Origin of the sequence: Aeromonas sp. S12(2024), from assembly GCF_041402305.1 — a bacterium.
Classification (GTDB): Bacteria; Pseudomonadota; Gammaproteobacteria; order Enterobacterales; family Aeromonadaceae; genus Aeromonas; species Aeromonas veronii.
This window is the reverse complement of the sequence record NZ_JBGLRB010000001.1, coordinates 315,128-327,538: the sequence shown is the minus strand read 5'-3', so window position 1 is coordinate 327,538 and position 12,411 is coordinate 315,128. Positions and strand designations below refer to the sequence as shown.

Sequence of the window (12,411 nt, the reverse complement as noted above, 5' to 3'; positions counted from 1 at the left end):
TCCTACATACTCAGTAAGCGGGATTATTTTCAGCCATCATGATATCAGCGACATATATTAACCGAATTTACCATACGAAAATACCTGTTGAGAACTCCAATACAGACACCTCATATTCTAGCAATCTCTTTAACATAACCAATCAAAATACCATGCAGTTTCTCTTGCTCATTATACAAACTATCATATGCTTCAAGAATTGATTTTTCTTGGTTATCAACAGCCTTATCTATAGCCACTTCCTTGTCTAGATAATCCTTTATTGCAATCATGACTTTTTCAGGGAACAGCGGTCGATGAACCTTTAGCAAATAGTTTATTTCAAGCTTAAGTTTTTATATGGCGTGTAGTCTATATTCTTCTCAGCACCAATATTCTCACCTGTCATTTTTTCAAATTCAAAATCGGATGACGAACCTGTAACGTCTAAAGCATCAGATAGCGCAGATAACAATCTTAGTAATGGTTCCTTTCTTATTTCCCACTCCCGATTCTTCTTGCCTTCATAAAATGCCACTGTTACTACTGCAGTACCAATACAAGTTCCAAAGGCAATAGCTATATTAACCAATAGGGAGCTATCTAACTCAAATCGCATGTAAAACAAAATAATCAGAATAGCTAAAATAAAACCAACCACCAAACCAAATAATATTTTCATCATTGCCTCATACGCTTTACAATATTTAAAGATTGATGACAGCACATTTTGACCTAGCCATCATGCTTATTTATATCAGCGCCACTTAAACGTATACCTCTAATTGTTGTCACCATTGTTTCAGCAGCTTCTTGAAGCTTGCTCCTTTTAGATATATAGTTATCATCTTTATTGGAAGCAGCTTCAAGCTCGATAAACAAAACTGTTTTAGCAGTACTGTACGTATCAGGGAATATTGCCTTATTAGCCTCAAGGAATGCCATGCCTGATATTACAATCCCCCGAAACTCACCATCAGATGTAAAATCAAACCTTCCCACATCTGGCCAAGAACTCAATAACTTATCGGCTTCAATTCGAGCATTAAGCAATACTTCATTTTCTTTCTCCAGTTGATTTACTTCTACCCAAAGAACAGCCGATATTACAGCACAAAAAAATGATATGCCGAGAAACACATAAGTGCGTAAACGTTCTTTATGCTGATATAGCTGAAAAGCTAATCCAAGAAGACTAGCAAGTGATGCCAATGTAGTGAATATGGCTATAACCATCATGATTCCTTTATGAAAAATTTATCTAATGTGTAAAAAACATTCAAAGTTCGACATGTGTAGATTCCGTATATCCTGCCCAGCGCAAGATTATAAATCAACATAATTGTTCGTTTTTCAATAAGTTGCGGTCATATCTCTCAAATATGTAGTTAGAGGCGGCTATTTCTTTCCTAATAAAAAACAAGCGGGCCATTGGCCCGCTTGGTTTTATGCCGAGTTAACCCCATCCTCACACCGGCGGATGGAAATGGCTGGCCTCGCGGGTGGCCATCTCCTCGTAGGTGGCCCACTTCTGCCACGCCACTTTTTGCGCCACCTGCATCAGCCGTTCGGCCTCCTCTGGATGGCTCTGGGCCAGCACCCGATAACGGGTCTCCTCCTGCCGGTATTCAGCAAGGGGGATGGAGGGACGCAGGCTGTCGAGACTGAAGGGGTTCTGCCCCGATCTGCGCAATACCGGGTTGTAGCGCATCAACGGCCAGTGACCGGAGGCCACGGCGCGTTTTTGCTGGGTCAGGCCAAACTCCATATCGATGCCGTGGGCGATACAGTGGCTGTAGGCGATGATAAGCGACGGGCCTGGATAGGCCTCCGCCTCACGCAACGCTTGCAGCGCCTGCTGCGGGTTGGCACCAAAGGCGATGCGGGCAACATAGACGTTGCCGTAGGAGATGGCCTGCAACGCCACATCCTTCTTGGCCAGCGTCTTGCCTCCCGCCGCGAACTTGGCGACGGCACCGAGCGGGGTCGATTTCGACATCTGGCCGCCAGTGTTGGAGTAGACCTCGGTATCCATCACCAGCACGTTCACATCGCGCCCGGAGGCGAGCACATGATCGAGCCCCGCCGAGCCGATGTCATAGGCCCAGCCATCGCCGCCGATGACCCAGACCGAGCGGCGCACCAGCTGATCGATGAGTGACAGCAGCTCGCGAGCCTTGCCGGATTTCACCTCCTCCAGCCGCTCGCGCACTTGCGCGACCCGGGTACGCTGGGCACGGATCTCCGACTCCAGCCGCTGCGGGGCGTTGATAAGCGACTCGACCAATGCCTCCCCCAGTTCACCCTTCATCGCCAGCAAGGCCGCCACCGCCTGCCCGTGATGCTGATCGGCGGTGAGACGAAAACCAAAGCCAAACTCGGCGTTGTCCTCAAACAGGGAGTTCGACCAGGCCGGCCCCTTCCCTTCGCCGTTCTTGGCCCACGGCGTAGTCGGCAGGTTGCCGCCGTAGATGGAGGAGCAACCGGTGGCGTTGGCCACCAGCATGCGATCGCCAAACAGCTGGGTCAGCAGCTTGAGATACGGTGTCTCGCCACAACCGGCGCAGGCGCCGGAGAACTCGAACAGGGGTTCGAGGAACTGGGTGCCGCGCACCGTGGAGAAATCCACCCGCTCGCGGGCAGGCCACGGCAGGCTCTCGAACCAGCGCAGCGCCTGTTTCTGGCCAGCCAGATGCGGCGCCTTGTCCATCATGGTGATGGCGCGCTCGCCCTCGTGTTCTTCATCGGCCCCGGCCCGCACCGGACAGGCCTGCACGCACTGACCGCAGCCGGTGCAATCCTCCGGATAGAGCTGCAGGATGTAACGGCTGTCGGGGAAGCCCTTGGCGGTGACGGGCACCGACTGGGCCGCTTCGGGGGCGGTTGCCAGCCAGTCCTGATGGTAGAACTTGGCCCGCAGCGCCGCGTGGGGGCAGACAAAAACGCAGTTGCCGCACTGAATGCAGATATCGGAGTGCCAGATCGGGATCTCGCGGGCGATATCGCGCTTCTCGAAGCGGCTGGTGGCGGTGGGGTAAGTGCCATCCACCGGCAGCATGGATACAGGGATCAGATCGCCGCGCCCCGCCAGCATCTCGCCGGTGACCCGCTGGACAAACTCGCTGCCACCCGGCGCCAGTGGCAACGGATAGTCGCTGATCTGCTCGTCACCGGCCGGGATCACCACCTTGCAGAGGTGAGCCAGGGTATCGTCCACTGCCGCGAAGTTGCGCTCGACCACTTCGGGCCCCTTGCGGGCATAGCTCTTCTCGATGCTCTCCTTGATCAGCGCAATGGCTTCGTCCCGTGGCAACACCCCGGCCAGCGCGAAGAAGCAGGTCTGCATAATGGTGTTGATGCGATTGCCCATGCCGTTTTGCTCGGCCACCCGATCCCCATCGATGCAGTAGAGCTGGATATTGAGGGCGCGAATACGGGCGCGCAGCCGCTCGGGCAGCTGGCCCCACACCTTGTCCGCCTCATAGGGAGCATTAAGCAGCAGGGTTGCCCCTTCCGCGGCGTGCTCCAGCAGATCGACCGATTCGACAAAGCCCCACTGGTGGCAACCGATAAAGCTCGCCTGCTCGATAAGCCAGGGGGCGTCGATGGGCTCGGGGCCAAAGCGCAAGTGAGAGACGGTGCGCGAGCCCGACTTCTTGGAGTCATAGACGAAGTAGCCCTGGGCGTGGAACCCCTCCAGCTCGCCGATGATCTTGATGCTGTTCTTGTTGGCGCCCACCGTGCCGTCAGCGCCGAGGCCGAAGAAGAGCGCCCGCACCCGGCTGGCAGGCTCCAGATCGCCGATGGGATGCCAGGCCAGACTGAGGCCCGACACATCGTCCACTATCCCCACGGTAAAGCGGGGGCGCGGCGTATCGGATGCCAGCTCCTCGAACACCGCCGCGCACATGGCGGGGGTGAACTCTTTGGAAGAGAGGCCATAGCGACCGCCACTGAGCCAGGGCAGCCGCTTGATAAGGCCGCGCTGCAAGCCATCGATCAGCGCGCTCTGCACATCCAGCAGCAGCGGCTCGCCGCCCGCCCCCGGCTCCTTGGTGCGATCCAGCACTGCCATGCGCTGAACGCTCGCGGGCAGGGCATCGAGCAGCGCCTGTACCGGGAAGGGGCGATAGAGGCGAATGACCAGCACTCCGGTCTTGCGATCCTGTTGGTTGAGCCAATCCACAGTGGTGCGGGCGGTAGCCGCCCCCGAGCCCATCAGCACGATGACGTCGGTGGCATCGGGCGCGCCGTGGTACTCCACCAGCCGGTAGTGGCGGCTGGTCAGCTCGCCGAGATTGTCCATGCACTGCTGCACCCGCGCCGGTACCGCTTCGTAGAAGGGGTTGACGCTCTCGCGGGACTGGAAGTAGGTATCCGGGTTCTGGGCGGTGCCGCGCATCACCGGATGATCCGGGTTCAGCGCCCGGGCACGGTGGGCGCGCACCCAGTCGTTGTCGATAAGCGCCCGGATTTCATCCCGATGCAGGGCGGTGATCTTGTTCACCTCGTGGGAGGTACGGAACCCGTCGAAGAAGTGGATAAAGGGCACCCGGCATTGCAGGGTGACGCTATGGGCGACCAAGGCCAGGTCCTGCGCCTCCTGCACCGAGCCGGAGGCAAGCATGGCAAAACCGGTGCTGCGCGCCGCCATCACGTCCTGATGGTCGCCAAAGATCGACAGCCCCTGCGCCGCCAAGGATCGGGCCGCCACATGGAACACCGCCGAGGTCAGCTCACCGGCGATCTTGTACATATTGGGCAGCATCAGCATCAACCCCTGACTGGCGGTAAAGGTGGTGGCGAGCGCCCCCGCCTGCAGGGCGCCGTGTACCGTGCCGGCCGCCCCCCCTTCACTCTGCATCTCCACCACTGTGGGAATGTTGCCCCACAGGTTGGTCTGCCCCTCCGCCGCCCAGGCGTCGGCCAGTTCGGCCATGGTCGAGCTCGGGGTAATGGGGTAGATGGCACACACTTCACTCAGCTGGTACGCCACCCGGGCCGCGGCTTCGTTACCGTCGACCATGATCAGTTCATGTTTCATTGGGACTCCTCCGGTTGGCGCAGCTCGATGGCGTGACAAGGGCACTGGTCGTGACAAGCACCGCAGCCGGTGCAGCGCTCGGCATCCACCTGATAGCCCTTACCCGGCCCCAGCTTGGCGACGGCCTGCTCGGGGCAACTGCCATAGCAGCCGTCGCACTCGAAGCAGTTGCCGCAGGAGTAGCAGCGCGCCGCCTCGTAGCGAGCGGCCACCTCATCCAGCCCGCCGATGATCTCGCCAAAATCATCCCGCGCCCACGCCGGTTTGACCGGCTGACTGCTGGCCGGGGCGTGGGTCTGGAACCAGAGCTGCAACTGCTCCGGCCCCACCAGCGGGTAGGAGAGCGGCTTGTGGTAGTGGCGACCGCGCAGCCAGGCATCCATATGGCGCGCCGCCTTCTTGCCATGACCGGTGGCGATGGTGACGGTGCGCTCGGAGGGCACCATGTCGCCGCCCGCAAACAGACCCGGCACATCCGTCATCAGGTTTTCGCCAACCTGTACCACCCCCTCCTTGTTGACCCGCACGCCGGGAATGCTCTCCAGCACCGAGAGGTCGACCTCCTGACCGAGCGCCAGGATCAGGGAATCCGCTTCAAGGGTTTCAAACTTGCCGGTGGGCACCGGCTTGCCCTCTGCATCCAGCGCCATCACCTCCACCTCGATATTGGTGTTGTCGAGCTGGCGGATGCTGCGCAGCCAGTTGATCTTGATCCCCTCCTCCTCGGCCTCATCGGCTTCAAAGGCGTGGGCCGGCATATGGTCCCGGTCGCGGCGGTAGATGATCATCGCCTCCTCGACCCCGAGGCGGCGGGCGGTGCGGGCCGCGTCCATGGCGGTATTGCCACCCCCATAAATCGCTACCCGTCGTCCCAGTTTGGGCGGCGGCAAGCCCTGCTCTTCGGCCAGACTGGCCTGTTCGAGGAAGCTCACCGCATCGAGGATCTTGCCCGCTTCCCGGGCCGGAATATCGACCCGCTTGGCCAGATGGGCGCCGATGGCCATAAAGACGGCGTCAAAGCCCCCCTCGTCGCGCTCGCGCAGCACATCCTCCACCTTGTGGTTGAGGGTCAGCGTCACCCCGGCCGCCACGATGCGGGCCACCTCCCGATCCAGCACATCGCGGGGCAGACGGTAAGCGGGAATACCGAAACGCAGCATGCCGCCAGCAAGCGGCCCCGCTTCGCGGATCTCCACCTGATGGCCGAGCCGGTTGAGGTGCCAGGCGCAGGAGAGGCCGGAGGGACCGGCACCGATCACCAGCACCTTCTTGCCGCTGGCGGGCGCGGGTGGCGCAGGCTGCCAACCACGGACCAGCGCTTCGTCGCCGAGGAAGCGCTCGATGGCGTGGATGGAGACGGATTCATCCACCTGACCGCGGTTGCAGGCACTCTCGCAGGGGTGATAGCAGACCCGGCCATGAATGGCGGGCAAAGGGTTCTCTTCGATCAGGGTCTGCCAAGCCGCCTCAAAACGGCCGGCCTGCGCCAAAGAGAGCCAGGCCTGGATATTTTCTCCGGCCGGGCAGGCGTGATTGCAGGGTGGCAGGGCCGGCCGCCAGACGGGTAGCCGGGTACGCACCGGGCCTGTTCCCGTTTTCAGGGAGAGATCCGGCAATGGGGTCATGTCCAGTTGTTTGCTCATACATTGCTTTCTTCTTTTTGTGTGACAGGCCCCACCCGATGGCGCTTGATACCGTGTAGCCGAAGCGGACGGTGGCCGGATGGGGAAGAAGCGAAAGCGTTAGAAACTGGGAACTAAGTCGATAATGGCCGCTTTTTTGTACTGATTAGCGAATCAGGATCAAAAAATGTTGCACTTTATGGTTCATAGAGACCAGAACGTGACTCAAGTAACATCTTCTCCAGCTGACCGCTGGCTTTCAGTTTGGCGAGCCCCCGATTGAAGGTTTTGATCAGCTCGTCAGCATTAGCGCGCTTGCGACTGATCAACAAGTGACCTTCGACCTTCATCACGGGTTTTGAATGGGTTGCAAAGAGATCGACCGTGCTGGCCGGGTAGAACTGACGCAGGGAGTAGTAGCCAACATCGATGTTCTCCAGCGTCAGGTCGGCGCGGCCGGAAAGCAGCAGATCAAAGCTCTGGCGCAGCCGGGTGACGAACTGCACCTGCAGCGGCACCTGCGCGATAGCTGCAAAAAAATCTGCATTGTAGGTATAGCCACTGACCGCAGCCAGCTTGCGATCCGCCAGATCCTGATAGCCACGCCATTCCAGCGGATCGGACTTGAGATAGAACCAGACGTAGGTCTCGCTCAGGATGGGATCGCTGTAAAGATGGGTTTTGCGCCGCTCACTCGACTCATACCAGTGGACAGTGCCATCCACCACGCCCTCCTCCGACAAGCGAAAGGCCCGCTTCCAGGGCAGAAACTGAAACTTGACGCTCACCCCTTCACTCTTGAATGCCTCGCTCACCACATGAGGGATTAGCCCCTGATATTTCAGCGTCTCGGAGCAGTAAGGGGGATACTCTCCCGTGGTCAGGGTCAGCTCCTGCGCCCAGAGCAAGTGGCAAAAAAGGCTCCCCGCCAGCAACCAGCTTATTTTCATCCCGATGCCCTCTTGTTCTGTTTTCCCAACTATAGACCGCCCCCTTGAAAGGATTGCCGGATCGCCGGGGAACCGTTATGTTCCCCTTTTTCCAGGCGATCGCGCCGCGTCACAAGGATATGAAGATGCCCAGGCTAGACAGCATTCACCTCTACCCCATCAAATCGACTGCAGGTATGCCGCTGGCTCGCGCCCGGGTGACCGAAGAGGGACTGGCAGGGGATCGCCGCTACATGGTGGTCAAACCGGACGGTACCTTTATCACAGCCCGAACCCATCCCCAGCTGCAACAGGTCGTGGCTACCCCCATCGAAGGGGGCTTGCAACTGCGCTATCCGGGCTTTGAACCGCTCACCCTGCAAGAGGCCGACTTCAGCCGTGCCCCGCAAGCTACCGGAGTCTGGAGCGACCGCTTTACCGCCCTGCACACCGACCCCAAAGCCGATGGCTGGCTAAGCCGGGTGGCAGGGGAGACGGTGCAACTGCTCTGGCTGGGTGAAACCTCGGATCGTTTTCGCGAAAAGACCGGCACCCGGGTCAGCTTTGCCGACGGTTATCCGCTGCTGCTGATAAGCCAGGCTTCCCTTGAGGATCTCAATCTGCGCTCCGATGCGCTGCACCAGATGAGCCAGTTCCGCACCAATCTGGTGGCAAGCAACACCCAGCCCTTCGAGGAGGACAGCTGGGTGCGCATCCGCATCGGCGAAGTGGAATTCAAGGTGGTCAAACCCTGCAGCCGCTGCATCATGACCACGGTGGAAGCAGGCACCGATCGCTTCAACGCCCTCAAAGAGCCGCTGGCGACTCTCACCCGCTACCGCCGTGGCGAGGATGGCGAGGTCTACTTCGGCCAGAATCTGGTGGCGCTGAACGAGGGCTGGATTGAGGCAGGCAGCGAGATCGAGGTGCTGGAGCGTACCCGTCCGGTGGTCTATCCCGCCGCCGCGCCGAAGAAGCGGGAGCTGGTCTGCGTGGCCCGCGAACCGCTGGCGCGGGATCTGGAGACCTTCTGGTTCGACGCCGCCGATGGAGAGCCCCTGCCCGACTACCTGCCGGGCCAGCATCTGCCCATCAGCCTCGATATCAAAAACGAACGGATCCAGCGGCGCTATACCCTGAGCTCCACGCCGGATCACCCGGAGCGTTACAGCATCAGCGTCAAAAAGGTGGAGGGTGGCCGCATCTCCCACTGGCTGCACCAGCAGTTGCAGGTGGGTGATCGGCTGCTGGCCGCCAACCCCGCTGGCGAGTTTCACTTAGGGTCCGAGCGCAACCTCCTGTTGCTCTCCGCAGGCTCCGGCGTCACCCCCATGCTGGCGATAGCCCGCACCCTGGCGCTACGCGGGGAGCTGGAAGAAGTTCACTTTATGCACCTGTGCCGCAGCGAAGCGGACATTCCCGCCGCCAGCGAACTGCACGCCATGGCACAGCAGGGGATGACCCTCACCCTGATCCTGAGCCAGCCTGACAAACACTGGCTGGGGCTGCAAGGGCGACTCAATGATGAGCATCTGCAACTGGTCAAAGGGCTGGCCGAAAAAGAGGTCTTTATCTGCGGCCCCCACGGCTTTATGGCCGATGCTGCCGCCAAAGTTGCGGCCCTCGGCGTTCCGGCCGCACGGATCAAACAGGAGAGTTTTGGCGGCGCCATTCTCTCGGTGGCCCGCCCCCATCAGGCGGTACAACTGCGTATCGGCGCCCAAGCCTTTACCGGCAACAATCAGGGCACAGTGCTGGATCAGGCCAACAAGCAAGGCGTAGAGCTGCCATGGAGCTGCCGCGCCGGCATCTGCGGCAGTTGCAAACAGACGCTGCTCTCGGGCGAGGTGGATCACCCCGACGCCCCCGCCATCACCGCCGCCGAGCGGGCGGAGGGCAAGATCCTTGCCTGCTGCGCCGTGCCGCTCACCGACCTTGAAATCCTATGATCAGGTGATCGGGCCGCATTAACTCACGCCAATCCAGATGACCGGGGAATTGACCCCGGTCATCTTTATCCACACTTGTTCACCTGAGCCGCCCTTAATTTGTCCCCACGGCCTTCATCTGTGAGTTTCCCTTCCTATACTCTCAGAGCAAAAAGCCTTGCCAGCCATTGACTTGGCGATGCTCCATACGACACTCAGCCATAGGGAAAGGACGCCCATACCATGGAACAGAACAAGCCCGCCTTTCAGCTCAACCTGCTGCTATCCGTCATCACCCTGATCCTGCTGTCACTGGTGTTTTTCGCCTACAGCTGGGCGGGTAAACAACTGGAAGAGAGTTATCGACAACAATATGTCTCCTACCTGCTGGCCGACGAACTGCGCCAATCCTCCGATGATCTGACCCGACTCGGGCGCACCTACGTCATCACCAAGGATCCAGCCTACGAGCAGCAGTACATGCGGATCCTGGCCATACGCAACGGCGAACAGCCGAGACCGGATGGCTACAACCGTATCTACTGGGACTTTGTCGCCGCCAACGGCCAGAATCCCCGCCCCGACAGCAATGTTCGCCGTGGCCTGCTCGACCTGATGAAAGATGCCGGTTTCACCGACGGTGAGCTCGCCAAACTGAACGAGGCCAAAAACAACTCGGATGCCCTGGTCAACACCGAGGTCGCCGCCTTCAAACTGGTGCAGCAGAGCGATGGCGATCCGGTTGCCAACCAGCAAAAAGCCATCGCCATGATGCATGACAAGGCCTATCACCAGAACAAGGGGCGCATCATGTCCCCCATCGATGACTTCTACGTGATGATGGAGCAGCGCAACCATGAGGCAGTCGAGAGCGCCATCGCCAATACCGATATGCTGCGCTATCTCTTTATCGCCCTCGGTCTGGTGTTGATGTTCTTCCTCTGGCGCACCTATCGCTCCCTGCTCGATCTGGTGGGCACCTCGGTCGAACAGCTCAAGACCGATCTCCATATGATGGCGGAAGGGGACTTCTCGCGCCCCATCAAGGTGCCGCCAGGATCGAAAGAGAGCCTGATCGGCCTGCTCGGCGGTATGCAGACCACCCTCAAGGGGATCATCGCCAAGGTCTCCCACTCCACCGAGGAGCTATCCCACTCTGCTGACAGCATCGCCCAGATCGCCGAGCAGACCGCCCAGTTTGCTACCGATCAGCAAACCAGCACCCAGACCATGGCCGCCGCCATCGAGGAGCTGGTAGTGAGCATCAGCCACCTCTCCGACAACGCCACCCATGCCGACGAGCTGAGCAAGGTCTCCGCCAATACCCTGGAGGAGGGGTCAGGGGTCATTAAAGAGACGCTTGGCAGCATCGAGAATATCTCCACCACAGTGGGGGATGCGGCCAGCACCATCTCCGAGCTCAACGGCCATACCCAGCAGATTTCGGAGATCATCGGGGTGATCCGCGGCATCGCCGATCAGACCAACCTGCTGGCCCTCAACGCGGCCATCGAGGCGGCACGGGCCGGTGAACAGGGTCGCGGCTTTGCGGTGGTGGCCGACGAGGTGCGCAATCTGGCCAGTCGCTCGGCAGCCTCAACCCAGCAGATCACCGGGATGATCAGCAAGATCCAGAGCGGGGCGGATGCCTCCATCCGCAGCATGGAGAACACGGTCAACAACGTCTCTCGCGGGGTCACGCTGGCCAACCAGACCGGCGAGGCGATCGCCAGCATCCAGAGCCACGCCTCCAACCTCACCGGCCTGATGGGGGAGATCAGCCACACCCTGCGCGAGCAGTCCACCGCCGCCAACGAGGTGGTCTCGACCGTCGGCAACATCACCTCCCTCTCAGAGCAATCGGGGGATGCTGCCCGCCACGTGTCGCAAGAGGCGGCCAAGCTCAAGCAGCTGTCACGGGTGCTGCGCCAGGAGATGGGGCACTTCAAGCTTTAAAGAATGCTGCAAAGCAAAACGGCTGCCCGAAGGCAGCCGTTTTTTATGAGGGGTATCCCCCGTCATTCAGTATCTATCAACCACGCAGGGCGGCGATACGCTGCTCGATGGGCGGGTGGCTCATGAACAGCTCGCTCATGGAGCGCTTGCCGTTGATGCCAAAGGCCATCATGGAGCCTTCCAGCTGCGGCTCGGCACCGCGGGAGAGGCGCTCAAGGGCGGCAATCATCTTGTCACGACCGGCCAACTTGGCGGCACCGGCATCGGCACGGAACTCACGCTGACGGCTGAACCACATGACGATGATGGAGGCCAGAATACCGAACAGCATCTCCAGCACGAACACGGTGATCATGTAGGCAAAACCGCCGGTGCTGCTGCTCTCTTCCTCGTTGTTGGAGCTGAAGAAGTTGCTGATCACGCCAGCCACGATCCGGGCGAAGAACATCACGAAGGTGTTCACTACACCCTGGATCAGGGTCAGGGTCACCATGTCGCCATTGGCCACGTGGCTAACCTCGTGGGCCAGTACCGCTTCCGCCTCGTCACGGCTCATGCTGTAGAGCAGGCCGGAGGAGACCGCCACCAGCGAATCATCGCGGCGGGCGCCGGTTGCAAAGGCGTTCATCTCGGGAGAGTCGTAGATCCCCACTTCCGGCATCTTGATACCCGCTTCGCGGGCCTGACGGGCCACAGTGCTCACCAGCCAGTGCTCGGTCTCGTTACGGGGTTGCTCGATGACCTGGACGCCATAGCTGCGCTTGGCCATCCACTTGGACATCAGCAAGGAGATAAAGGAACCCCCAAAACCGAACACGGCACAGAACATCAACAGCCCGGAAATGCTGGACTTGTTGATCCCCAGAACCGAGAACAGGATATTGAGTACCACCCCCAGCACCAGCATGACGGCCAGGTTGGTCACCAGGAATAGCATAATTCGCTTCATATAG

9 protein-coding genes are annotated in these 12,411 nt (G+C 59.4%); 2 read left to right on the top strand and 7 right to left on the bottom strand.

Going from position 1 to position 12,411, the window contains the following annotated elements; genetic code table 11:
* Positions 1-110: 110 nt before the first annotated feature.
* From ACB035_RS01480 to ACB035_RS01455, 6 genes are all read right to left on the bottom strand, one after another.
* A complete protein-coding gene (locus tag ACB035_RS01480; RefSeq protein ID WP_371166509.1) occupies positions 111-272 on the bottom strand; it encodes a hypothetical protein in 162 nt (53 codons plus the stop codon).
* 44 nt (positions 273-316) lie between these two features.
* A complete protein-coding gene (locus ACB035_RS01475; protein ID WP_371166508.1) occupies positions 317-664 on the bottom strand; it encodes a hypothetical protein in 348 nt (115 codons plus the stop codon).
* 50 nt (positions 665-714) lie between these two features.
* Positions 715-1,218 (bottom strand): hypothetical protein, encoded by a 504-nt coding sequence (locus tag ACB035_RS01470; RefSeq protein WP_371166507.1) that lies wholly within the window; start codon positions 1,216-1,218, stop codon positions 715-717.
* A gap of 229 nt (positions 1,219-1,447) precedes the next feature.
* Positions 1,448-5,023: a pyruvate:ferredoxin (flavodoxin) oxidoreductase gene (nifJ, locus tag ACB035_RS01465; RefSeq protein WP_371166506.1), complete on the bottom strand. Its 3,576-nt coding sequence runs from the start codon at positions 5,021-5,023 to the stop codon at positions 1,448-1,450.
* Positions 5,020-6,666, bottom strand: a complete 1,647-nt coding sequence (locus ACB035_RS01460; protein WP_371166505.1) for an NAD(P)-binding protein — start codon at positions 6,664-6,666, stop codon at positions 5,020-5,022. The genes nifJ and ACB035_RS01460 overlap by 4 nt, the downstream gene beginning before the upstream one ends.
* A gap of 176 nt (positions 6,667-6,842) precedes the next feature.
* Positions 6,843-7,595: a substrate-binding periplasmic protein gene (locus tag ACB035_RS01455; RefSeq protein WP_371166504.1), complete on the bottom strand. Its 753-nt coding sequence runs from the start codon at positions 7,593-7,595 to the stop codon at positions 6,843-6,845.
* Between the two features lie 125 nt (positions 7,596-7,720).
* On the opposite strand from ACB035_RS01455, the gene ACB035_RS01450 reads away from it, so the two are divergent.
* The gene (locus tag ACB035_RS01450; protein WP_371166503.1) at positions 7,721-9,523 is read left to right on the top strand and encodes an MOSC N-terminal beta barrel domain-containing protein; all 1,803 of its coding nucleotides are present in this window, start codon (positions 7,721-7,723) and stop codon (positions 9,521-9,523) included.
* A 222-nt stretch (positions 9,524-9,745) separates the two neighbouring features.
* On the top strand, positions 9,746-11,458 hold the full coding sequence (locus ACB035_RS01445) for a methyl-accepting chemotaxis protein (RefSeq protein WP_371166502.1): 1,713 nt from the start codon (positions 9,746-9,748) through the stop codon (positions 11,456-11,458).
* A gap of 76 nt (positions 11,459-11,534) precedes the next feature.
* Here ACB035_RS01445 and htpX read toward each other — a convergent pair whose 3' ends face one another.
* Positions 11,535-12,407: a protease HtpX gene (htpX, locus tag ACB035_RS01440; RefSeq protein ID WP_069527876.1), complete on the bottom strand. Its 873-nt coding sequence runs from the start codon at positions 12,405-12,407 to the stop codon at positions 11,535-11,537.
* Positions 12,408-12,411: the final 4 nt, after the last annotated feature.

Coding starts and splice junctions, on each gene's coding strand:
- ACB035_RS01480 (WP_371166509.1), bottom strand. CDS start 272: ATGATTGCAATAAAGGATTATCTAGACAAGGAAGTGGCTATAGATAAG.
- ACB035_RS01475 (WP_371166508.1), bottom strand. CDS start 664: ATGATGAAAATATTATTTGGTTTGGTGGTTGGTTTTATTTTAGCTATT.
- ACB035_RS01470 (WP_371166507.1), bottom strand. CDS start 1,218: ATGATGGTTATAGCCATATTCACTACATTGGCATCACTTGCTAGTCTT.
- nifJ (WP_371166506.1), bottom strand. CDS start 5,023: ATGAAACATGAACTGATCATGGTCGACGGTAACGAAGCCGCGGCCCGG.
- ACB035_RS01460 (WP_371166505.1), bottom strand. CDS start 6,666: ATGAGCAAACAACTGGACATGACCCCATTGCCGGATCTCTCCCTGAAA.
- ACB035_RS01455 (WP_371166504.1), bottom strand. CDS start 7,595: ATGAAAATAAGCTGGTTGCTGGCGGGGAGCCTTTTTTGCCACTTGCTC.
- ACB035_RS01450 (WP_371166503.1), top strand. CDS start 7,721: ATGCCCAGGCTAGACAGCATTCACCTCTACCCCATCAAATCGACTGCA.
- ACB035_RS01445 (WP_371166502.1), top strand. CDS start 9,746: ATGGAACAGAACAAGCCCGCCTTTCAGCTCAACCTGCTGCTATCCGTC.
- htpX (WP_069527876.1), bottom strand. CDS start 12,407: ATGAAGCGAATTATGCTATTCCTGGTGACCAACCTGGCCGTCATGCTG.